23 protein-coding genes are annotated in these 20,471 nt (G+C 62.8%); 14 read left to right on the forward strand and 9 right to left on the reverse strand.

Features of this window, described 5'->3' with window-relative positions; translation table 11 throughout:
• The first annotated feature begins 122 nt into the window (after positions 1–122).
• Positions 123–1,166, forward strand: coding sequence for an NAD(P)-dependent alcohol dehydrogenase (locus JOH52_RS09760; protein WP_013844829.1), 1,044 nt, complete (start codon positions 123–125; stop codon positions 1,164–1,166).
• Between the two features lie 24 nt (positions 1,167–1,190).
• Here JOH52_RS09760 and JOH52_RS09765 read toward each other — a convergent pair whose 3' ends face one another.
• Both JOH52_RS09765 and JOH52_RS09770 read right to left on the reverse strand, forming a co-directional pair.
• On the reverse strand, positions 1,191–1,655 hold the full coding sequence (locus JOH52_RS09765; RefSeq protein ID WP_010970133.1) for an Lrp/AsnC ligand binding domain-containing protein: 465 nt from the start codon (positions 1,653–1,655) through the stop codon (positions 1,191–1,193).
• 22 nt (positions 1,656–1,677) lie between these two features.
• The gene (locus JOH52_RS09770) at positions 1,678–2,841 is read right to left on the reverse strand and encodes a M20 aminoacylase family protein (RefSeq protein WP_010970132.1); all 1,164 of its coding nucleotides are present in this window, start codon (positions 2,839–2,841) and stop codon (positions 1,678–1,680) included.
• A gap of 251 nt (positions 2,842–3,092) precedes the next feature.
• Here JOH52_RS09770 and JOH52_RS09775 point away from each other — a divergent pair, with 251 nt between their 5' ends.
• The 4 genes from JOH52_RS09775 to vapC all read left to right on the forward strand — a co-directional run bounded on the left by JOH52_RS09775 (position 3,093) and on the right by vapC (position 6,074).
• On the forward strand, positions 3,093–4,175 hold the full coding sequence (locus JOH52_RS09775) for a D-alanyl-D-alanine carboxypeptidase family protein (protein ID WP_017267062.1): 1,083 nt from the start codon (positions 3,093–3,095) through the stop codon (positions 4,173–4,175).
• Positions 4,176–4,188: 13 nt separating this feature from the next.
• Complete coding sequence (locus JOH52_RS09780) at positions 4,189–5,334, forward strand: CobW family GTP-binding protein (RefSeq protein WP_010970130.1); 1,146 nt, start codon at positions 4,189–4,191, stop codon at positions 5,332–5,334.
• Positions 5,335–5,442: 108 nt separating this feature from the next.
• Entirely contained in the window at positions 5,443–5,676 is a 234-nt protein-coding gene (gene vapB, locus JOH52_RS09785) for a type II toxin-antitoxin system antitoxin VapB (protein WP_010970129.1), read from the forward strand.
• The gene (gene vapC, locus JOH52_RS09790) at positions 5,676–6,074 is read left to right on the forward strand and encodes a type II toxin-antitoxin system toxin VapC (protein WP_013844828.1); all 399 of its coding nucleotides are present in this window, start codon (positions 5,676–5,678) and stop codon (positions 6,072–6,074) included. The genes vapB and vapC overlap by 1 nt, the downstream gene beginning before the upstream one ends.
• 33 nt (positions 6,075–6,107) lie before the next feature.
• Here vapC and JOH52_RS09795 read toward each other — a convergent pair whose 3' ends face one another.
• From JOH52_RS09795 to JOH52_RS09815, 5 genes are all read right to left on the reverse strand, one after another.
• Entirely contained in the window at positions 6,108–6,347 is a 240-nt protein-coding gene (locus JOH52_RS09795; RefSeq protein WP_010970127.1) for a sulfurtransferase TusA family protein, read from the reverse strand.
• A complete protein-coding gene (locus tag JOH52_RS09800) occupies positions 6,347–7,789 on the reverse strand; it encodes a L,D-transpeptidase family protein (RefSeq protein ID WP_014529878.1) in 1,443 nt (480 codons plus the stop codon). The genes JOH52_RS09795 and JOH52_RS09800 overlap by 1 nt, the downstream gene beginning before the upstream one ends.
• A 244-nt stretch (positions 7,790–8,033) precedes the next feature.
• Positions 8,034–8,987, reverse strand: coding sequence for an acetyl-CoA carboxylase carboxyltransferase subunit alpha (locus JOH52_RS09805; RefSeq protein WP_003527479.1), 954 nt, complete (start codon positions 8,985–8,987; stop codon positions 8,034–8,036).
• Between the two features lie 63 nt (positions 8,988–9,050).
• On the reverse strand, positions 9,051–9,986 hold the full coding sequence (gene xerD / locus JOH52_RS09810; RefSeq protein WP_010970125.1) for a site-specific tyrosine recombinase XerD: 936 nt from the start codon (positions 9,984–9,986) through the stop codon (positions 9,051–9,053).
• Positions 9,983–10,132 carry a hypothetical protein gene (locus JOH52_RS09815; RefSeq protein ID WP_010970124.1) on the reverse strand — a complete coding sequence of 50 codons (150 nt, stop codon included), beginning with the start codon at positions 10,130–10,132 and terminating at the stop codon, positions 9,983–9,985. The genes xerD and JOH52_RS09815 overlap by 4 nt, the downstream gene beginning before the upstream one ends.
• Before the next feature lie 285 nt (positions 10,133–10,417).
• On the opposite strand from JOH52_RS09815, the gene JOH52_RS09820 reads away from it, so the two are divergent.
• The 5 genes from JOH52_RS09820 (at position 10,418) to JOH52_RS09840 (ending at position 14,094) form a co-directional block, all read left to right on the forward strand.
• Positions 10,418–10,693, forward strand: a complete 276-nt coding sequence (locus JOH52_RS09820) for a type II toxin-antitoxin system ParD family antitoxin (RefSeq protein ID WP_010970123.1) — start codon at positions 10,418–10,420, stop codon at positions 10,691–10,693.
• On the forward strand, positions 10,690–10,992 hold the full coding sequence (locus tag JOH52_RS09825; RefSeq protein ID WP_010970122.1) for a type II toxin-antitoxin system RelE/ParE family toxin: 303 nt from the start codon (positions 10,690–10,692) through the stop codon (positions 10,990–10,992). The genes JOH52_RS09820 and JOH52_RS09825 overlap by 4 nt, the downstream gene beginning before the upstream one ends.
• A gap of 84 nt (positions 10,993–11,076) precedes the next feature.
• Positions 11,077–11,655 carry a shikimate kinase gene (locus JOH52_RS09830; RefSeq protein ID WP_003527461.1) on the forward strand — a complete coding sequence of 193 codons (579 nt, stop codon included), beginning with the start codon at positions 11,077–11,079 and terminating at the stop codon, positions 11,653–11,655.
• A 4-nt stretch (positions 11,656–11,659) separates the two neighbouring features.
• Positions 11,660–12,793 (forward strand): 3-dehydroquinate synthase, encoded by a 1,134-nt coding sequence (gene aroB / locus JOH52_RS09835; RefSeq protein ID WP_010970120.1) that lies wholly within the window; start codon positions 11,660–11,662, stop codon positions 12,791–12,793.
• Positions 12,790–14,094 (forward strand): HlyC/CorC family transporter, encoded by a 1,305-nt coding sequence (locus JOH52_RS09840; protein ID WP_010970119.1) that lies wholly within the window; start codon positions 12,790–12,792, stop codon positions 14,092–14,094. Before aroB ends, JOH52_RS09840 begins: the two co-directional genes overlap by 4 nt.
• Before the next feature lie 276 nt (positions 14,095–14,370).
• Here the strand turns inward: JOH52_RS09840 and JOH52_RS09845 are convergent, their stop codons facing one another.
• Positions 14,371–14,652: a BolA family protein gene (locus JOH52_RS09845; RefSeq protein WP_010970118.1), complete on the reverse strand. Its 282-nt coding sequence runs from the start codon at positions 14,650–14,652 to the stop codon at positions 14,371–14,373.
• Positions 14,653–14,791: 139 nt separating this feature from the next.
• On the opposite strand from JOH52_RS09845, the gene JOH52_RS09850 reads away from it, so the two are divergent.
• From JOH52_RS09850 to JOH52_RS09865, 4 genes are all read left to right on the forward strand, one after another.
• A complete protein-coding gene (locus tag JOH52_RS09850; protein WP_013844827.1) occupies positions 14,792–15,427 on the forward strand; it encodes a J domain-containing protein in 636 nt (211 codons plus the stop codon).
• Between the two features lie 75 nt (positions 15,428–15,502).
• The gene (cobS, locus tag JOH52_RS09855; RefSeq protein ID WP_003527456.1) at positions 15,503–16,498 is read left to right on the forward strand and encodes a cobaltochelatase subunit CobS; all 996 of its coding nucleotides are present in this window, start codon (positions 15,503–15,505) and stop codon (positions 16,496–16,498) included.
• A 49-nt stretch (positions 16,499–16,547) separates the two neighbouring features.
• Positions 16,548–18,443, forward strand: coding sequence for a cobaltochelatase subunit CobT (gene cobT / locus JOH52_RS09860; RefSeq protein ID WP_003527455.1), 1,896 nt, complete (start codon positions 16,548–16,550; stop codon positions 18,441–18,443).
• 310 nt (positions 18,444–18,753) lie between these two features.
• A complete protein-coding gene (locus tag JOH52_RS09865) occupies positions 18,754–19,746 on the forward strand; it encodes an esterase-like activity of phytase family protein (RefSeq protein ID WP_010970115.1) in 993 nt (330 codons plus the stop codon).
• Positions 19,747–19,828: 82 nt separating this feature from the next.
• Here the strand turns inward: JOH52_RS09865 and JOH52_RS09870 are convergent, their stop codons facing one another.
• Positions 19,829–20,467, reverse strand: coding sequence for a VUT family protein (locus JOH52_RS09870; protein WP_003527453.1), 639 nt, complete (start codon positions 20,465–20,467; stop codon positions 19,829–19,831).
• Between the last annotated feature and the right edge of the window lie 4 nt (positions 20,468–20,471).

The following is a 20,471-nucleotide window of genomic DNA, read 5'->3' on the forward strand; positions in this document are numbered from 1 at the left end:
TCGTGCAAAAGTTTTGCAGGATCGCACTAACGCAATGGCCTTGTGAGACAGCATAGTCCGCCCTGCCGCCTGCGGTCCATAGACCAATGGGCGCGCCACTCCCAGACATGAAGGACAGACCCATGGCCATTGCAAGAGGATATGCGGCGACGGACGCGTCGAAGCCGCTCGCACCCTTCACCTTCGAGCGTCGCGAACCGCGCGACGACGACGTGGTGATCGACATCAAATATTGCGGCGTCTGCCATTCCGACATCCACCAGGCGCGCGACGAATGGGGCAATTCGACCTTCCCCATGGTACCGGGCCACGAGATCGTCGGCATCGTCAGGGCAGTCGGCTCCCAGGTCACCAGGTTCAAGATCGGCGACCGGGTGGGTGTCGGCTGCTTCGTCGACTCCTGCACGACCTGCGCCAAGCGTGATCTCGACCTGGAGCAGTATCTGCCGGGCCTCGTGGTGACCTACAACGGCGTCGAGGCCGACGGAACCCCGACCCAAGGCGGCTATTCCGACCATATCGTCGTCAAGGAAGGCTATGTGCTCTCCATTCCGGAGAACCTTCCGCTCGATGCTGCCGCACCGCTGCTTTGCGCCGGCATCACGCTCTACTCGCCGCTGCGTCACTGGAAGGCCGGCCCCGGCAAGAAGGTGGCGATCGTCGGCTTGGGCGGTCTCGGCCATATGGGCGTGAAGCTCGCCCATGCGATGGGCGCGGAGGTCACGGTGCTCAGCCAGACACTTTCGAAGAAGGAGGACGGGCTTAAGCTCGGGGCGGATCACTACTACGCGACGAAGGATCCGGAGACATTCACGAAGCTCGCCGGCAGCTTCGACCTGATCATCTGCACGGTCGCCGCCGAGATCGACTGGAACGCCTATCTCAACCTCCTGAAGGTCGATGGCGATCTGGTGCTCGTCGGCATTCCGGAGAATCCGGTGCCGGTCCATGCCTTCTCGCTGGTGCCGGCACGGCGCAGCATTTCCGGCTCCATGATCGGTTCGATCAAGGAGACGCAGGAAATGCTCGATTTCTGCGGCGAGCACGGAATCGTTTCGGAGATCGAGACGATCCGCATGGAGCAGATCAACGAGGCCTATGAGCGGGTGGTGAGAAGCGACGTGCGCTATCGCTTCGTGATCGACATGGAATCGATCAAGGCTTGAGCTTGGGCGGGCCGCTGCCGCTACTCAAAGCAGCGGCAGCGGCCCGTCGTTCTTGATCTCTTCCATGACCGCATAGGTCCGGGTCTCCTTGACGCCCGGGAGTGTCCAGAGGACCTGACCGAGGAAATTGCGGTAGGCGGCCATGTCCTCGAAGCGGGTCTTGACGAGATAGTCGAAGCCGCCGGCTACCATGTGGCATTCGAGCACTGCGGGCGCCTGCTTTATGGCGGCCGCGAACTGGTCGAAGACCTCCGGCGTCGTCTTGTCGAGCATCACTTCGATGAACACCAACAGCCCGAAGCCGAGTTTGTGGGGGTCGAGACGCGCACCGAAGCCGGAGACGTAACCTTCCTTCAGAAGCCGCCTCAGGCGTTCGCTGGTCGCCGTCGGGGAAAGCCCGATCCGGTCCGCCAGCTCCAGATTGGTAATCCGCCCGTCCGCCTGCAGGATATTGAGGATTCTCCGGTCCGTCTTGTCGATCTGGTGCATGGCCGCCTCCGCTTTCGGTGCCTCAGGCGGCAAGCCGTGTTTCGGCGAGCTTCACCCAATAGGAAATTCCGTGCGGAATGGCTTCGTCGTTGAAGTCGTAAGCCGGGTGATGCAGTCCCGCCGTATCGCCATTGCCGATGAAGACGAAGGCGCCCGGCCGGGCCAGCAGCATGTAGGAAAAATCCTCGCCGCCCATCATCGGGTCGAGCGCTGCGTTGACGTTGCCTTCGCCGGCGATCGTGGCGGCGACGGCAAGCGCGTGACCGGCCTCGGCGGCGTGGTTTACCGTCACGGGATAGTTGCGGCCGTACCAGACGTCGACGGTGGCCCCGTAGGCGCCTGCGATGTTCTCGGCGATCTGGCGGATACGGGCTTCGCCGGTGTCGCGCACTTCCGGCGTCAGCGCGCGCACGGTGCCGGCGAGTACGGCCTGTTCGGGGATGACGTTGTGCGCGAAGCCGGCATTGAACTTGGTGACGGAGACGACGATGGAGGCAAGCGGATCGACGGTGCGCGAGGCGATCGTCTGCAGCGCGTTGACGATCTGGGCGCCGATGGCGATCGGGTCGATCGTCTTGTGCGGCTGAGCGGCGTGGCCGCCGCGGCCCTTGACGGTGATGTTGAACTCATCGGTTGAGGCCATGATCGGGCCGGCGCGGCTGCCGAAGTGGCCGACCGGCATCCCCGGCATGTTGTGCATGCCGTAGACCTCTTCGATTGCGAAGCGCTCCATCATGCCGTCCTTCACCATCTCGTTGCCGCCGCCGCCGCCTTCCTCTGCCGGCTGGAAGATCACCGCGACATTGCCGGCGAAGTTCCGCGTTTCGGAGAGGTACTTCGCGGCGCCGAGCAGCATGGCCGTATGGCCGTCATGGCCGCAGGCATGCATCTTGCCGGGGGCCGTCGAGGACCAGGCCCTGCCGCTTGCTTCGGTGATCGGCAGGGCGTCCATGTCGGCCCTGAGGCCGACGGTGCGGCCCGGGCCGCGATTGCCGCGGATGAGGCCGACGACCCCGGTCCGGCCGAGGCCGGTCACGATTTCGTCAACGCCGAATTCCCTCAGTTTTCTTTCGACGAAGGCTGCCGTATTTTCCACCGCGAACAGGAGCTCCGGGTTCTGGTGCAGATGGCGCCGCCATTCGGTCACTTCGTTCTTGAGCTCGGCGGCACGGTTTAGAATCGGCATTGTTCGTTCCTGTCGATCTGTTCGTTCACTTTGGTTCGGCACGTGAGGCCCGACGCTTCCGCATCCGGCTGGAGTCTCGCCGGCGGAGTGTCCGGGCGGTGGATTGGCGCGGCAGCCAGATGAATGGGCTTTGCCATCTCCTTGCCATATAGGCTAAATAGCGGGACGATACGAGGCAACTCCGGAATTTCGAGGTTTGGATTGTGGCAATAGCACGATTCCCGTTGGGCGACAGGTTGGGCAGGATGGGCATGCTCGCGGGGGCTTGCGCCGTCTTCTTGGCTGCGGCGCTGCCTGCATCGGCCAATCCGCGGCTGGTGATCGACGTCGATACGCTCAAGGTCTACGAGCATCAGGACATCTTCCAGAGATGGTATCCGGCGTCGCTGACCAAGCTCATGACGGCCTATACCACGTTCCGGGCCATTCAGGCGGGACAGCTGACGCTGCAAAGCCCGGTGGTCATGACGAAGAACGCCGCTTCGGAGCCGCCGAGCAAGATGTTCTACAAGCCCGGCCAGAAGATGACGCTCGACAGCGCGTTGAAGATGATGCTGATCAAGTCGGCGAACGACGTCGCCGTCGCGATCGCCGAGACGGTCGGCGGATCCGAACAGGCCTTCATCGAGAAGATGAACGCCGAGGCGCGCCGCATCGGCATGACCTCGTCGCATTTCATCAATCCCAACGGCCTGCCCGGTCAGGGGCAATATACGACCGCCCGGGACCTTGCGGTGCTCGCGGTCACGCTGAAGCGCGAATTCCCGCAATATGCTTCCTATTTCGCGCTGGAAGGCTTCACCACCGGCAAGAAGGACTATCCCAATTACAACATGCTGATCGGCCGCTTCGATGGCGCGGACGGCATGAAGACGGGGTTCATTTGCGCCTCGGGCTTCAACCAGGTCTCCTCGGCGAGCCGCGGCGGCCGCAGGGTGGTATCGGTCGTGCTCGGTGAAGACAGCCTTGCAGCGCGTGCCGACGAGTCGGCCAGGCTCCTGCAGATGGCTTTCACCACGGTGAGCACGGGCAAGCCCTCGCTTGCGGAGATCGTCCCTTATGGCGAAACCCGCGGGGTGGTTGCCGACATCGGCAAGGAAATCTGCTCGAAGCAGGCGGCGAAGGTGCGCAGCGAGGGGCGTGACGAGGCCGGCCGGCAGAAGCTGCTTTCACCCTATATCCACGAGATCGACCGCCCGCTGAAACTTGCCTTCGCCGGCCTCATACCCGGCAGCGACGACAAGACGGCCAAAGCCGGCAGCGATGCCACGGCACAGGGTGACGCGGTCGAGATCGCCAATGTGCCGATTCCGGTCCCGCGCCCGAGCTTCTGAACGGAGTCTTTTCATGAACGGTCCAATGCGGGTGGTGCCGGTCTCGATCCTCACCGGCTTTCTCGGCGCGGGCAAGACGACCCTTCTGAACCGGGTGCTCAAGGATCCGGCGCTTGCCGACACGGCAGTCATCATCAACGAATTCGGCGATGTCTCCATCGACCACCTCCTGGTCGAGGCGTCGAGTGACGGCGTCATCGAGCTTTCCGACGGCTGCCTGTGCTGCACCGTGCGCGGCGAACTCGTCGATACGCTGGCCGATCTCATGGACCGGATGCAGACCGGCCGCATCAAGCCGCTGAAGCGCGTCGTCATCGAAACCACCGGTCTTGCCGATCCGGCACCGGTGCTGCAATCCGTCCTCGGCAATCCCGTGATTGCCCAGAATTTCCGGCTGGACGGAGTCGTCACCGTCGTCGATGCGGTCAATGGCGAGCAGACGATCGCCAATCATGTGGAAGCCATGAAGCAGGTCGCGGTGGCCGACCGGCTGGTGATCAGCAAGAGCGGGCTCGCCAAAGATGATGGTGTCGGCAGGCTCGAGGCGCGGCTCAGGGATCTCAACCCGCGCGCGCCGATCATCGACGGCGACACGGAAGAGGCGGGCCGGGCCGATCTCTTCGCCTGCGGTCTTTACGACGCCACGACCAAGGTCGCCGATGTCGGCCGCTGGCTCCAGGACGAGGCCCATGCGGACGGCCACGGCCACGTTCATGACCACCACCACGAAGATGGTCACGGCCATGGGCACCATCACCATCATCACGACGTCAATCGTCATGGTTCGGACATTCGCTCATTCAGCATCGTGCATGATCGGCCGATCGAACCGATGGCGCTGGAGATGTTCATCGACCTCCTGCGCTCGGCCCATGGGGAAAAGCTCCTGCGCATGAAGGCTATCGTTTCCGTCGCCGACAATCCGGAGCGGCCGGTGGTGCTGCACGGCGTGCAGACGGTCTTTCACGCGCCGGAGCGGCTTGCCGCCTGGCCGGATCCGGCCGATCGCCGGACGCGAATGGTGCTGATCACCAAAGGCCTGGACGAAGCATTCGTGCGCGACCTCTTCGACGCATTCACCGGCAAGCCGCGCGTCGATCGACCGGACGCGCAGGCGCTCGCGGACAACCCCCTGGCGGTGCCGGGGATGAAGTTCTGAGGCCTCCGGCCGGGCTTTCTTCATCACCCCCTGCTCGCCGGGGGCTTGATTTTCAGGTCCCTCAGCGCTACGTATATCCCACTCGTATATGGCAAAAAGGAATGGACCTTGGCCAGTTCGACCGTATTCATCAGTAACCGTAGCCAGGCGGTGCGGCTGCCAAAGGCCGTCGCCTTTCCCGAGGGCGTGCATCAGGTCGATATCCTCAAGATCGGCCGCAGCCGCGTGATCGTCCCCCAGGGCAAAAGATGGGACGATCTGTTCCTCAGCGGGCCGCGCGTCAGCGAGGATTTCATGAGCGAGCGTGATCAGCCGGTGGCGGAAACACGCGAATCCTTCTGATGCTCACCTATATGCTCGATACCAATATCTGCATCTATGTGATGAAGACCTATCCGCCGGCCGTGCGCGAAAAGTTCAACGGACTGGCGGAGCAGCTTTGCATATCGAGCATCACGCTGGGAGAATTACACTATGGCGCCGAAAAATCGGCCCGGCGCGTTGAGAACCTTACGGCTATCGAACATTTCGTGGCACGGCTGGAGGTGCTGCCGTTCGCAGACAAGGCAGCGGCCCACTACGGGCAGGTTCGGGCTGAACTGGAGCGGACGGGAACGCCATGCGGCCCTCATGACATGCAGATCGGCGCGCATGCGCGCAGCGAAGGGCTGATTGTCGTGACCAACAATATACGCGAGTTCGTCCGCATGCCGGGTGTAAGGGTCGAGAACTGGCTGTGACCGATCCGAAGGCGCGGGAGTGCTTTAATTTGGTTAGCTACACCGCTTGCGGATAAGGAAACGATGTCCGCCTGCGATCGGCTCGGCCTGCTCCAGCCGATGCCCGTCCTCGTTGCAGAAATGCGGAATGTCGATCACGGCCAGCGGGTCGGTCGTTTCGATCTCGATGAGAGCGCCGGGCGTCAGGTTTTCCATTCGCTTGCGCGTCTTCAAAACGGGAAGGGGGCATTTCAGCCCCCTCAGATCGTAGCGTAGCCTCGCTTCCTCGGGCATCAATTGCCCCAGAGTTTCCAGAACGGGCGCTTCTTCGGCTGCTCGGCGGGTTGCTGTTCGGGTGCCGGCGCTTGCGCATTCCCGGCGGGAGCGGCGGCAACCTGAGCATTGTCCTGCGCCGGCGGTGCTGCCTGTTGCCCGCCGGCGGCGGCTTGCGGCTGGCCCGGTGCGGGCTGTTGAGCGGCCGGCTGGCCTGCGCCCTGCTGCGCGGGAGCCTCGGCGGCGGGTGCGGCCGGCGCGGCCGCGGGCTCGCTGCGAGAGAACAGACCCCAGAGCGACTTCCTCGCGGGCTCGGCTTGCACCGCTGCCTGCTCCACGGGGCGCTCGAGCGGGTTGGCCTGCGGCACCGGCAGGCCCTTGCCTTCGCGGGCCGCCTTTTCCAGCGCTTCCTTCTGGATCAAGGTTGCCTGCTTGGCTTCCTCGGCCTCTTTCTGTTCGGCAAGCTTCTTCTCGAGATCGCTTACCTTGAGCAGCTTGCCCGCATCGAGCGAGGTGCCGGTCGGCGCATAGGCAAGCTCGCGGCCCTTGCGCTGGTCGGCGACGACCGCCTTGCGTTCGGCCTCGGTCGGCTCATACCAGACCATGCCGTCGAATTTCTTCAATGCCTTCTCGTAGTCGCGCCGGTAGTCCTTGTCGTAGCTGGCCATCGCCATCTGCAGCGCCGGCGGCGTCGTCATGGCAGGGCACTGGCCGGCCGCATTGAACTGCCCCGCGGCCTGCTGATTGAAGACGTATTTCCTCTCGCAGACATTCACTGCCGGCGGGCGCTTGGTCACTTCGAACTGGTCGTAGCCGGCCTTCAGCATTTTCCAGAATTCGATGTTCGGATTGTCGCGGTGGCGCGCCATGTTTTCCGCCGTCATGCGGAAGGGAAAGGCCTGAAGCTGCACGCTTTCCTGGCCGCCCTTGAACGCGTCGCGGGCGAGCGCGAAAATCTCGATGATCTGCTCGTTCGTCATCGAATAGCAGCCGGCCGAAGAGCAGGCACCGTGGATCATCAGATGCGTGCCGGTGCGGCCGTTGGCCTTGTCGTAGGTGTTCGGATAGCCCGTGTTGATCGCCAGGTAGTAGCTCGAATTCGGGTTCATCTGGTTCGGATAGAGCGGATAGAATCCCTCCGGCGCCTGCCGGTCTCCCTCCTTCATCTTGGGCCCGAGTTTTCCCGACCAGGCGCAGATCTTGTAGCTCTTCAGAAGCTGGAACCGGTTCGCCGTGTTCGCCTTCCAGACTTCGAGCGTCCCTTCTTCCTTGAAGATGCGCAACAGGATCGCGGACGTCTTCTGCATCCCCAGCTCGCGCATCTTGCTGACCATCTTGCTGGAAAGCTGGTACTCGGTCTTGTTCTTGACGGACGACAGGTTGACCGAATCGAGCGTCTCGTTGGTGCAGCCCGCAAGAGCGGCTGCGACAGCGGCGGTGAGGACAAGGTTCCTGAAACGCATCGGCAAAAGCCCGTTCTAGCCACATTCTATCCGTGCACGCCGGTTCCACGAAGGACAGGCGTCAACGAATCAGTACGTCATTATTCTTCACGAAATCTTAACCGTGCAGGCGCCCCCTGCGAATGGCCATCTCTCATGACCTCATGAATATGGCCAAGATTTGGCCACAGTCCGATTTCCGGTTGCTGACGTCAGGGAATAATCGCAATGGTTCGGATTGGAACGGCTCGGGCCGGAGCCGTAATCAGAGGTTACGGCCGATATTCAGATATTTCTGCCGCCGGTCGGCCCGCAATTCGTCGCCATTGCGTGCGGAAAGCTCCTTGAGAGCGTCGCCGATCACGGTTTCCGTGCGGCTGATGACCGCGTCCGGGTCACGGTGGGCTCCACCGACAGGCTCCGGGATTATCCCGTCGATGACGCCGAGCGACTTCAGGTCTTCGGCGGTGATCTTCATGTTGCTGGCGGCCTCCTTGGCGCGCGTCGAGTCGCGCCAGAGGATCGAGGCCGCACCTTCCGGGGAGATCACGCTGTAGATCGCGTGCTCCAGCATGTAGACGCGGTTGCCGGTCGCGATCGCGATCGCGCCGCCCGAACCGCCTTCGCCGATCACCACGGTGACGATCGGCACCTTGACGTTGAGGCACATTTCGGTCGAGCGGGCGATCGCCTCGGCCTGGCCCCGCTCCTCGGCGTTGACGCCCGGATAGGCGCCTGCCGTGTCGACCAGCGTTATCAGCGGCAGGCCGAAACGGTCGGCCATCTCCATTATGCGCGTCGCCTTGCGATAGCCCTCGGGTCGGGGGCTGCCGAAATTGTGCTTGATGCGCGACTTGGTGTCGTTGCCCTTCTCCTGGCCGATGACGGCGACGGGCGTGCCGTGAAAGCGGGCAAGCCCCGCCTGGATCGCGTCGTCATTGGCGAAATTCCGGTCGCCGGCAAGCGGCGTGAACTCGGTGAAGAGGCGCGAGGCATAGTCCAGGAAATGCGGACGCGAGGGGTGGCGAGCGACCTGGGTCTTCTGCCAGGGGGACAATTTGGAATAGATCTCGACCATCGCATCGCGGACGCGCCCTTCCAATCGGGCGATCTCGTCTGATGTGTTAACGCTCTCGTCTTCGCTGGCGAGCTTCTTCAGTTCGAGAATCTTGCCTTCGAGATCAGAGATGGGTTTTTCGAAGTCGAGATAATTGTGCATCAGACGCGTTTCCGATCGTTTTTCGACAAGGGCCGCCCTGCCAAGCCATACCGTCAGGCGGACCTAATCCTGTTTTTTCGCCTGTTTGGCAAGGGGGTGATGGTTTTGCACGAGGTCGTGAAGCCGTTCTTCCAGCACATGCGTATAGATTTGTGTCGTGGAAATGTCTGAATGGCCGAGCAGTTCCTGTACGGCACGAAGGTCGGCGCCGTTGGCGAGCAGATGACTGGCGAAGGCGTGGCGCAGCACGTGCGGCGAAATCGCTGCCACCCGGATGCCTGCCCGTGCCGCAAGGCTCTTGAGGTCGCGGGCAAAGACCTGCCGCGGCAGATGGCCGGACTTGCCATTGGAGGGGAACAGCCAGGGGCTGTCCGCACTCTCTTCCTGCAGTGCTTCCCCATAGGCCCGCATGGCGCGGATCGCCGCCTGCGACAGCGGTACGAGCCTTTCCTTGTTACCCTTGCCGCGAATGATGAGAAAACGCCCGTTCTGTGCAAGCACGCTCGCCGGCAGCGACACGAGCTCGCTGACGCGCATGCCTGTCGCATAAAGGAGCTCGATCAGCGCGTGCATGCGCAATTTCGCCATCACGTCGTCGCTGCCGGATTTCGCCTCCGCTTCCGCCTGGCCGATCAGCCGGGTGACGTCTTCGATGCTGAGGGTCTTCGGAAGGGTGCGGGCTTTCTTCGGCGCGTCGAGGATGCCCGTCGGGTCGTCCGTGCGCAGCCCCTCCGCATAGAGGAACTTGTAAAATTGCCGGAGGGCCGAGAGCCGCCGCGCCTGCGACGACGCTTTGAAGCCCTGGCCTGCGAGATGGGAGAGATAGCTTCTGAGATCGTCGGCCGAGGCGTCGGTGAGCCCGGTGCCGCGCGAGCGCAGGAAGGAACGCGCGTCCTCGAGGTCGCGCTCGTAGGATTGCAGCGTGTTCGCCGCCGCTCCACGCTCGGCGCTCATCATTTCCAGGAAGGCTTCGACGTAGGCTGCGGACATATCCGTCATTTCGGCTTGTTGACCCGTTCGGAGGGAATGCGCACCGTCACGTCCCGCTCAACCGGGTCGACGAAAGTGACGAGCGCCACCATCGTGCCATAGACCATGCCGGCCGCGACGGCGCAGATGAACAGGAAGCGGAAGAGGGTGGGCATTCAAGTCTCCTCTGCATGGCGCCGGAAAACCGGACCTTTTCGCGGGCGGACCATGCAGCCGTTCGAAACGCTGTAGCGCGTCCAATATGAACGCTGCAGCGGGTGCGTGAACTATATGAACGGCGCCGACCAAGAGTGCAAGAAGCCGGCCCCCGATCCTTGCAGCGCCGCGCGTCTAATCAGGCGCAAAGGCCGCCGGTCCGCACGTCCAAGCGAAGGCGCCGAAAATCATTGAATCGGACAGGTGGGAAGCGGTAGTATCAAGTAGTAGTAGAGGAATGTGCCATGCAAACGGAAAAGCTCAGTATCAGTCTGCCGGTCGACATGGCGCGCATGGTGCGCCGCCGGGTCGAGGACGGGGCTTACGCCTCAAACAGCGAAGTCATCCGTGAGGCATTGCGACTGTGGCAGCAGCGCGAACAGGAACGCGGGCATCGCCTTGATGCCATCCGCGCTAGCCTCGATGCCGCTGCCAACGATCCGGCACGCCATGGCAGCGCCGAGGTTTCGGCTCATTTTGACCGTCTTCTGACCGAGGCAGAGAAGACTGCCAAGTCGTGAGCCGCGAACTCGTCTTTACGCCGGCGGCGCTCGCCGATCTAGAGGAGACATTTTGGTTTGTCGCCGCCGATAATCCTCGTCGCGCCCGCAGCTACGTCGCAGAGATCGAACAAGCCTGCCGCAACCTCTGCGAGACGCCGTTGATGGGCCGTGGAAGACCGGATTTGCGGCCGAACCTGTTTATCTTCCCGCTTTGGCGACGTGTTCTGATCGCCTACGAACTGCCGGACAATCGCGTAGATATTCTGCGCGTGTTTTCAGGCGGGCAGGATTACGAAGCAATCATGTCTGGCGAGTAGGTAGGCCCTGATCTGCAGTGGCGACGGCTTGACGCTCCCCCCCGATTTGTCGATACCGGAGAGGAATGGGGAATTTGAAGCGCAATGAACGATGTGACCGAACCGGTTTCCGCGACGCTGGCCGAAAGGGCGAAGCGCACTCTCGGTAAGCGCAATCTCGTTTTCATCGGCCTGATGGGGGCAGGTAAATCGGCAATCGGTCGGCTGACCGCCCAGGCGCTCGGCGTTCCTTTCGTCGATTCCGACCACGAGATCGAGCGGGTCTCGCGCATGACGGTCAGCGATCTCTTCGCGACCTACGGCGAGGAAGAGTTCCGGGCGCTGGAGGCCCGCGTGCTGAAGCGCCTGCTCAGGTCCGGCCCGCGGGTGGTGTCGACCGGCGGCGGCGCCTATATCAACGAGCGCTCGCGGCGGCATATCAAGAAGGGCGGCCTGACGATCTGGCTCAACGCCGAGCTTGACGTGCTATGGGAGCGGGTAAACAAGCGCGACACCCGGCCGCTTCTGAAGACCGAGAATCCGAAGCAGACGCTCGAGAACCTGATGCGCGCGCGCTACCCAATCTATGCCGAGGCGGACCTGACCGTTCTCTCGCGCGATGTGAAAAAGGAAGCGATGGTCGAGGAGGTTCTCGCCGCCATCGCCGATCATCAGAAAGCCTGAAGCCATGACCAGCCATGTGATGCCAACCGCCGAGCGCAAGGTCCGCGTCGATCTCGCAGAGCGTTCCTACGATATCCTCATCGGCCCCGGTCTGATCGCCGCGGCAGGCAAGGAGATCGCTTCCCGGCTCAAGGGCCGGAAGATGGCGGTCATCACCGACGAGAACGTCGCGCCGCGTTATCTCGAACCACTGATGGCGAGCCTCGGGGAAAGCGGCATCGAGGCCGTCTCCCTCATCCTGCCGGCAGGCGAGAAGACCAAGAGCTTCGAGCACCTGATCCCGGTTTGCGAAGCCATCCTCGGCGCCAGAATCGAGCGCAACGACGCGGTGATCGCGCTCGGCGGCGGCGTCATCGGCGATCTTACCGGCTTTGCCGCCGGTATCGTCCGCCGCGGTTCGCGCTTCATCCAGATCCCGACATCGCTGCTGGCGCAGGTCGATTCCTCGGTCGGAGGCAAGACCGGGATCAATTCGGCGCATGGCAAGAACCTGATCGGCGTCTTCCATCAGCCCGACCTCGTCCTCGCCGATACTGCCGCGCTCGACACGCTGAGCCCGCGCGAATTCCGCGCAGGCTATGCCGAGGTCGCGAAATACGGCCTTATCGACAAGCCGGAGTTCTTCGAATGGCTCGAGAAAAACTGGCAGGCGGTGTTTGCAGGCGGACCCGCCCGGATCGAGGCGATTGCCGTCAGCTGCCAGGCAAAGGCTGACGTCGTTGCCGCGGACGAGCGCGAAAACGGACGTCGCGCCCTCCTCAACCTCGGCCATACCTTCGGTCATGCGCTGGAGGCCGCCACCGATTACGACAGCAAGCGGCTGGTGCATGGAGAGGGCGTTGCGATCGGCATGGTTCTGGCGCATGAGTTTTCAGCCCGGATGAATCTTGCGAGCCCCGACGATGCGCGGCGGGTGGAGGCCCATCTGAAAACCGTCGGCCTGCCGACGCGCCTCGCCGACATTCCCGGTGCATTGCCACCGGCCGATCGGCTGATGGAGGCGATCGCCCAGGACAAGAAGGTGAAGGGAGGCAAGCTCACCTTCATCCTTACGAGGGGCATAGGCCAGTCCTTCGTGGCGGACGACGTGCCCTCCTCGGAGGTGTTGAGCTTTCTTACGGAAAAGCATCCGCGATGACCGATGTGCTCCTGGGCTTTCTTACGGAATACTGGCTGTCGCTGCTTTCCGTTATCTGCCTTCTCGTTATTTCAGCCTTTTTCTCCGGCTCCGAGACGGCGCTGACCGCGGCCTCGCGCTCGCGGATGCATACGCTGGAGAACAACGGCGAGGAGCGGGCCGGCATGGTCACCCGGCTGATAGAGCGTCGCGACCGTCTGATCGGGACGCTGCTCATCGGCAACAACCTCGTCAACATTCTGGCCTCGTCGCTGACGACGAGCCTGCTGATCGGCCTCTTCGGCGATTCGGGCGTGGCGATCGCCACCGTCGCCATGACGGTACTGCTCGTCATCTTCTCCGAGGTCCTGCCGAAAAGCTGGGCGATCGCGTCGCCGGACCGGTTTGCGCTGGCGGTTGCGCCTTGGGTTCGCCCCTTCGTTGCCGTCGTGGGTCCGATATCCTCCCTCGTCAACGCAATTGTCAGGCGCATCCTGCACCTCTTCGGCATCAATCTTTCTTCCGACCTGCCGATGCTCACCGCGCATGAGGAACTGCGCGGCGCGGTCAATCTGCTCCACCGCGAAGGGTCGGTCATCAAGGCGGACCGCGACCGGCTCGGCGGGGTGCTCGATCTCGGCGAACTCGAAGTTTCCGACGTCATGATCCACCGGACCGGCATGCGGGCGATCAATGCGGATGATCCGCCCCAGACCTGCGTGCGCGAGATCCTCGAAAGTCCGTTTACACGCCTGCCGTTGTGGCGCGGCTCGGCCGACAACATCATCGGCGTCGTCCATTCCAAGGACCTGCTCCGGGCGCTCGCGGAGCCGAATGTGGAGCCCGAGACGCTCGATATCGTCAAGATTGCGCAGAAACCCTGGTTCGTTCCGGATTCGACCAATCTCAAAGACCAGCTCAACGCCTTCCTGCGCCGCAAGCTGCATCTTGCGATCGTGGTCGACGAATACGGCCAGGTGCAGGGGCTCGTCACGCTGGAGGATATTCTCGAAGAGATCGTCGGCGACATTGCCGACGAGCACGACATCGACATCCAGGGCGTACGTCAGGAGGCCGATGGTTCGATCGTCGTCGATGGTTCCGTGCCGATCCGTGACCTCAACCGGGCGCTGGACTGGTCGTTGCCGGACGAGGAGGCGACGACGGTTGCCGGCCTCGTGATCCATGAATCGAAGAGCATTCCGGAGGAACGGCAGGCCTTCACGTTCTACGGCAAGCGTTTTACCGTGATGAAGCGGGTGAAGAACCGGATCACCAAGCTGCGCATCCGCGCGGCCGAGGACGAGGGGCAGGTGGGTTAGGACCTGTGGACACTTATGGATAGGGGTTTGATTTCGCACAAATCGGTCAATGCCAAGGATTTTTCCGCAGCAAAGGGTTGTCCCCTTTGCAAGGGAAAAGCCGCCGGCAGTGGGCGATTTGTGCAAAACCCTTCGGGCGGCCCATATTGCGGTGCCTTGTCGCGAAAAATCCGGCTTGCAGGCGGACGGCCTGCGGCGCCGGATTTTCCACGAAAGTCCCTCGCAATTTGGGCCGTCAAATCCCTATCCATAAGTGTCCACAGGTCCTAGGGCAGTTCACCAGCGCGTCGCTTCCCCTGGCGCAGCCGGTTCCACCGCCAAGGCATGGAGGCCGGCATCGAGCTCCGGCTTCAGCAGATCGTTTATGGCGCGGTGGCGCGCCACACGGCTCATGCCGGTAAAGGCGCTCGAAACGATGCGAACGCGCATATGCGTTTCGCCGCCGCCGTCGAATTCCGGCTGGTGACCGGCATGCTGGTCGCTCTCATTGATCACCATCAGCCGCTCGGGGTGGAAGGCTTGCGTGAGCTTCTCTTCGATGCGGCGTTGCAGCGACATGTCTTCAGTCCCATTTCCCTGTTTTGCTGCAAGGGGCGGAGCCAGGCGGCAGCATCTCCCATGCAATGCAAAATGCCCGCACAAAGCCAGTAACATTCCGTTTTGTCAATTCTTGTTGTGGCCCTCTGCAAACCCCATAATGTGCGTCATGAAGCTCGATTCAAAATATTTCGACCGCATCCGAACGCGCCCCCGGGGTCAAGCGCGCGTGGAGCCGTCTGCGCCGGTGTGCCAATGGGATGGCTGCGACAAGACGGCAGTTCATCGGGCACCCGTCGGGCGCAATGCCGAGGGCGAGTATTTCATGTTCTGCTTCGAGCATGTGAAGGAGTACAACAAGGGCTACAACTATTTTTCCGGCCTCTCCGACACCGAGATCGCCCGCTACCAGAAGGAAGCGGTGACCGGCCATCGTCCGACCTGGACGGTCGGTGTCAACAAGAGCGCCCGCAACGGCCCGACACAGTCGCAGATGCGCTCCGGCACCGCGGGCGCACAGGCGCGCATGCGCGATCCTTTCGGATTTTTCAACGAGGCGCGCGCCCGCCAGGCGCGGCACGAGCCGCGCCTGCGCAAGCTGAAGACGCTCGAGGCGAAGGCCTTCGAGACGCTGGGGCTCGCGGCCTCGGCGACGACCGCCGACATCAAGGCGGCATACAAGGAGCTCGTCAAGAAGCACCACCCCGACGCAAATGGCGGAGACAGGGGGTCGGAAGACCGCTTTCGGGCGGTTATTCAAGCCTACCAATTGTTAAAACAGGCTGGTTTCTGCTAACAACCCGGATTATGACAGAAGCACACTTTGCAGGCGAATGCGCGGGTGCCGGCGGGCGTCCGCTCTGGAGTTATGATGAGCAAGATTGACCTCGATATTTCCAACCTCCCCGACACGACGGTCTCTGTCCGGGAGGCTTTCGGCATCGACACGGATTTGCGTGTTCCGGCCTATTCGAAGGGCGATGCCTATGTGCCCGAAATCGACCCGGACTACCTCTTCGATCGTGAGACGACGCTCGCCATTCTCGCCGGCTTCGCCCACAACCGGCGCGTGATGGTTTCCGGTTATCACGGCACCGGCAAGTCGACCCATATCGAGCAGGTCGCGGCGCGGCTCAACTGGCCATGCGTGCGCGTCAACCTCGACAGCCATGTCAGCCGCATCGATCTGGTCGGCAAGGACGCGATCGTCGTCAAGGACGGGCTTCAGGTGACCGAGTTCAAGGACGGCATCCTGCCCTGGGCCTATCAGCACAATGTCGCGCTCGTCTTCGACGAATACGATGCCGGCCGGCCCGACGTCATGTTCGTGATCCAGCGCGTGCTGGAGTCCTCCGGCCGCCTGACGCTGCTCGACCAGAGCCGCGTCATCCGCCCGCATCCGGCCTTCCGATTGTTTGCGACGGCAAACACCGTCGGTCTCGGCGACACGACCGGCCTCTATCACGGTACGCAGCAGATCAACCAGGCCCAGATGGACCGCTGGTCGATCGTGACGGCGCTCAATTACCTGCCGCACGACAAGGAAGTCGATATCGTTTCCGCCAAGGTCAAGGGCTTCGTTGCCGACAAGGGCCGCGAGACGGTCTCCAAGATGGTCCGCGTCGCCGACCTGACGCGTGCCGCCTTCATCAACGGCGACCTGTCGACCGTCATGAGCCCGCGCACGGTCATCACCTGGGCCGAGAACGCCTATATCTTCGGCGATATCGCCTTTGCGTTCCGCGTGACTTTCCTCAACAAGTGCGACGAGCTGGAGCGGGCGCTGGTCGCCGAGCATTATCAGCGCGCCTTCGGCGTCGAACTCAAGGAGAGCGCTGCCAACATCGTGCTGGAAGCGACCGCCTGAAAATCGATGTGCTCGCATAACGGCCGATCCGGTTGAAGAAGGAATTGTCGTGAGTTCGAATTCCAAGGCGAAACCGACTACGAGGGAAAACGCCGCCGAACCGTTCAAGCGGGCGCTTTCCGGCTGCATCCGGTCGATCGCCGGCGATGCGGAGCTGGAGGTCGCTTTCGCCAATGAGCGGCCGGGAATGACAGCCGAACGCATCCGGCTGCCGGAGCTCTCCAAGCGCCCGACCCGTCAGGAGCTGGCAGTGGCGCGCGGCCTCGGCGATTCCATGGCGCTGCGCAAGGCCTGCCACGATGCTCGGGTCCATGCGACGATGTCGCCGCAAGGGGCGGACGCCCGGGCGATCTTCGATGCGGTCGAGCAGGCGCGCGTCGAGGCGATCGGCGCACTCAGGATGCCGGGCGTGGCGGGCAACCTCTCCTCCATGCTCGAGGAGAAATACAGCAAGGCGAATTTCGCTGCGATCGACGCTCAATCGGACGCGCCGCTCGAAGAGGCGGTGGCACTGCTCGTGCGCGAGAAATTGACCGGGGAGAAGCCGCCGGAGTCGGCCGGTCAGGTCCTCGACCTCTGGCGCGACTTCATCGAGCAGAAGGCCGGTCCCGACATGCGCAATCTGGCCGGTACGATCAACGACCAGCAGGCTTTCGCCCGCGTCGTGCGTGACATGCTGTCTTCGATGGATGTTGCCGAGAAATACGGCGAGGACGATAACGAGCCGGACGAGCAGGAGAGCGAAACCGACGAGGACCAGCCGCGCAGCCAGGAGCAGGACGAAAACGCCAGCGACGAGGAAGAAGGCTCCGACGCCGCGCCCGCCGACGAAAACCAGTCTGCCGAGGAGCAGATGGAAGAAGGCGAGATGGATGGCGCGGAAATTTCCGACGACGATCTCCAGGACGAGAGCGACGAGGACAGCGAAACGCCCGGCGAGGTGAAGCGGCCGAACCATCCCTTCGCGGATTTCAACGAGAAGGTCGACTATTCGGTCTATACCCGGGAGTTCGATGAAACCATCGCCTCCGAGGAGCTCTGCGACGAGGCGGAGCTCGACCGGTTGCGCGCCTTTCTCGACAAGCAGCTCGCCCATCTCCAGGGCGCGGTCGGACGCCTTGCAAACCGCCTGCAGCGCCGCCTGATGGCGCAGCAGAACCGGTCCTGGGAGTTCGATCTCGAAGAGGGCTATCTCGACTCCGCCCGCCTGCAGCGCATCATCATCGATCCGATGCAGCCACTCTCCTTCAAACGCGAGAAGGACACGAATTTCCGCGACACGGTCGTCACGCTCCTGATCGACAATTCCGGTTCGATGCGCGGCCGCCCGATCACCGTCGCCGCGACCTGCGCCGACATTCTTGCGCGCACACTGGAGCGCTGCGGCGTGAAGGTCGAGATCCTGGGTTTCACGACCAAGGCGTGGAAGGGCGGACAATCGCGCGAGAAATGGCTTGCCGGCGGCAAGCCTCAGTCGCCGGGCCGCCTCAACGACCTGCGCCACATCATCTACAAGTCCGCCGACGCGCCCTGGCGTCGCGCGCGCCGCAATCTCGGCCTGATGATGCGCGAGGGACTGCTCAAGGAGAACATCGACGGCGAGGCGCTGATGTGGGCGCATGATCGTCTCCTGGCGCGGTCCGAGCAGCGACGCATCCTGATGATGATTTCGGACGGTGCGCCGGTCGACGATTCCACTCTGTCGGTGAACCCCGGAAATTACCTCGAACGGCATCTGCGCGCCGTTATCGAGCAGATCGAGACGCGTTCGCCGGTCGAACTGCTTGCGATCGGCATCGGGCATGACGTCACACGCTATTATCGCCGCGCCGTGACCATCGTCGATGCGGACGAACTGGCGGGGGCGATGACGGACCAGCTTGCGGCGCTCTTCGAGGACGAGAGTATGCGCCGCCGCCCGGGCGGAGCGCGTCGCGCCGGTTGACGGATTTCCGGCCGCGGCCACCCCCTAGGACCTGTGGACACTTATGGATAGGGATTTGACGGCCCAAATTGCGAGGGACTTTCGTGGAAAATCCGGCGCCGCAGGCCGTCCGCCTGCAAGCCGGATTTTTCGCGACAAGGCACCGCAATATGGGCCGCCCGAAGGGTTTTGCACAAATCGCCCACTGCCGGCGGCTTTTCCCTTGCAAAGGGGACAACCCTTTGCTGCGGAAAAATCCTTGGCATTGACCGATTTGTGCAAAATCAAACCCCTATCCATAAGGGTCCACAGGTCCTAGGTCATTCCTCAGATGTTCTGCCGAAACTTTGCCGTGCTTTTCCTGCTGATTTCGGCTGCTGTCGCGCGCGCGGAGCCGGCGCGCGAGATCGTGCCCGTCAAGAGCCGGCAGATATCCCAGTTCAAGGTCGGTTCCGACAAAACGGTCTTCGGCGCACTCGAATTCATCGGCGGCATAGAGATGACGTCGGCCAACCCTTTGTTCGGCGCGCTGTCGGCGATCCGGTTTCTGCCGGACGGCCAGTCCTTCGTCGCGGTGATGGACACGGGCCACTGGGTCGAGGGGGCCGTCATCCGCGACGATGCGGGCGGGCTCGAGGGGCTGAGCGATCTGACGGTCACGCCGATGACCGACGCAAACGGCGAAGCTCAGCTCGAGAAATGGCGGGTCGATTCCGAAGGGCTGGCCTTGCGCGAAGGTCAGGCGATCGTCAGCTTCGAGCAGTCGCCCCGCATCGAAATCTATCCCTATCCCGGGTTCGCCGAGGCGCGTCCCCAGGGGCAGATGGCCTTGCCGTTCCCCGTCGAAGAGCTCCGCAGCAATGGCGGAATCGAGACGATCGCGATCGCGCCGAAGAACGGCCCGCTTCGCGGCGCCGCCGTGGTCGTCTCCGAGCGCAGCGTCGACAAGGCGGACAATCTTTTTGCGGGGATATTGGAGGGGCCGATGAAAGGCGCCTTCACGGTCGTGCGCGCCGATCCCTATTCGGTCACTGACGGCGCTTTCCTGCCCGATGGCGACCTGCTTCTCCTCGAGCGGCGATTCAATTTCGCCTCCGGTCTCGGCATGCGTATTCGCCGTATCGCCGCGGGGGACATCCGGCCTGGCGCCGTGGTCGACGGCGACGTCATGCTCGAAGCGGACATGAGCTACCAGATCGACAATATGGAGGCGCTCGACGTTATCTCGCGGCCTGACGGTGAAATCCGGGTGATCTTGGTTTCGGACGACAACCACTCGATCCTCGAGCGAAACCTGATGCTCGAATTCCGGCTGATCAAGTGAAACGGGGCCGAATGCCCCGCCGCTCCAACGCGTTGAAACCACGCACTTCCGCATGCGGAAGTGCTCTACCCGATGAGGGTTTTCAGGTCGTTGCTTTTACCGCCGGCATGGGTTTGACGACGCTCATCAGCGCGCCATAGGGAAGCAGCAGGACGATACCGCAGAGTATCTTGACTGCGAGATCGCCGAGCGCCCAGGAAATCCAGCGCGGGGCATCGGCGCTGAGCAGGCCGAGAACGGGCGCCGTTTCCAGCGCAAAGCCGTCATTCGCACCTAGGAACACGAAGAACGGCGCAAAGGCGAAAGAGAAGAACATCGCCGTATCGAGGGCCGAACCGATCAGCGAGCCTGCGAGCGGCGCCTGCCACCAGGTCTGGCGCCTGAGCCGGTTGAAGACGGAGATATCCAGAAGCTGGCCGAGCAGGAAGGCTGAACCGGAGGCGATCGCGATGCGTGGCGTCGCGGCGAGAACGGAGAGCACGACGGCAACCGCGAAGCCGGCAACGACGACGCGGCGCGCGATTCGCGGCCCGAACTGGCGATTGGTCAAATCTGTGACGAGGAAGGCGAAGGGATAGCTGAAGGCGCCCCAGGTCAGGAGGTCGCCCAGTTGCATCCCGGCTATCGAACCCGGGAGCGGATACTGGACGAGGAAGTTCGACGCCACGACCACGAAGGTCATCAGCGCCACGTAGAGGTAGAACGTACGGTTGATCAGCATTTTT

The organism is Sinorhizobium meliloti (assembly GCF_017876815.1).
GTDB classification, from domain to species: Bacteria; Pseudomonadota; Alphaproteobacteria; order Rhizobiales; family Rhizobiaceae; genus Sinorhizobium; species Sinorhizobium meliloti.

What these genes read in the sequence shown, in the direction of transcription:
- vapC (WP_013844828.1), top strand. Translation starts at nt 5,676, where the DNA reads ATGCTCACCTATATGCTCGATACCAATATCTGCATCTATGTGATGAAG.
- JOH52_RS09780 (WP_010970130.1), top strand. Translation starts at nt 4,189, where the DNA reads ATGAACGGTCCAATGCGGGTGGTGCCGGTCTCGATCCTCACCGGCTTT.
- JOH52_RS09865 (WP_010970115.1), top strand. Translation starts at nt 18,754, where the DNA reads ATGTTCTGCCGAAACTTTGCCGTGCTTTTCCTGCTGATTTCGGCTGCT.
- JOH52_RS09770 (WP_010970132.1), bottom strand. Translation starts at nt 2,841, where the DNA reads ATGCCGATTCTAAACCGTGCCGCCGAGCTCAAGAACGAAGTGACCGAA.
- xerD (WP_010970125.1), bottom strand. Translation starts at nt 9,986, where the DNA reads ATGACGGATATGTCCGCAGCCTACGTCGAAGCCTTCCTGGAAATGATG.
- JOH52_RS09800 (WP_014529878.1), bottom strand. Translation starts at nt 7,789, where the DNA reads ATGCGTTTCAGGAACCTTGTCCTCACCGCCGCTGTCGCAGCCGCTCTT.
- cobS (WP_003527456.1), top strand. Translation starts at nt 15,503, where the DNA reads ATGAGCAAGATTGACCTCGATATTTCCAACCTCCCCGACACGACGGTC.
- JOH52_RS09805 (WP_003527479.1), bottom strand. Translation starts at nt 8,987, where the DNA reads ATGCACAATTATCTCGACTTCGAAAAACCCATCTCTGATCTCGAAGGC.
- JOH52_RS09820 (WP_010970123.1), top strand. Translation starts at nt 10,418, where the DNA reads ATGCAAACGGAAAAGCTCAGTATCAGTCTGCCGGTCGACATGGCGCGC.
- JOH52_RS09870 (WP_003527453.1), bottom strand. Translation starts at nt 20,467, where the DNA reads ATGCTGATCAACCGTACGTTCTACCTCTACGTGGCGCTGATGACCTTC.
- aroB (WP_010970120.1), top strand. Translation starts at nt 11,660, where the DNA reads ATGACCAGCCATGTGATGCCAACCGCCGAGCGCAAGGTCCGCGTCGAT.
- JOH52_RS09775 (WP_017267062.1), top strand. Translation starts at nt 3,093, where the DNA reads ATGCTCGCGGGGGCTTGCGCCGTCTTCTTGGCTGCGGCGCTGCCTGCA.
- JOH52_RS09765 (WP_010970133.1), bottom strand. Translation starts at nt 1,655, where the DNA reads ATGCACCAGATCGACAAGACGGACCGGAGAATCCTCAATATCCTGCAG.
- JOH52_RS09795 (WP_010970127.1), bottom strand. Translation starts at nt 6,347, where the DNA reads ATGCCCGAGGAAGCGAGGCTACGCTACGATCTGAGGGGGCTGAAATGC.
- JOH52_RS09845 (WP_010970118.1), bottom strand. Translation starts at nt 14,652, where the DNA reads ATGTCGCTGCAACGCCGCATCGAAGAGAAGCTCACGCAAGCCTTCCAC.
- JOH52_RS09815 (WP_010970124.1), bottom strand. Translation starts at nt 10,132, where the DNA reads ATGCCCACCCTCTTCCGCTTCCTGTTCATCTGCGCCGTCGCGGCCGGC.
- JOH52_RS09850 (WP_013844827.1), top strand. Translation starts at nt 14,792, where the DNA reads ATGTGCGTCATGAAGCTCGATTCAAAATATTTCGACCGCATCCGAACG.
- JOH52_RS09830 (WP_003527461.1), top strand. Translation starts at nt 11,077, where the DNA reads ATGAACGATGTGACCGAACCGGTTTCCGCGACGCTGGCCGAAAGGGCG.
- JOH52_RS09840 (WP_010970119.1), top strand. Translation starts at nt 12,790, where the DNA reads ATGACCGATGTGCTCCTGGGCTTTCTTACGGAATACTGGCTGTCGCTG.
- JOH52_RS09760 (WP_013844829.1), top strand. Translation starts at nt 123, where the DNA reads ATGGCCATTGCAAGAGGATATGCGGCGACGGACGCGTCGAAGCCGCTC.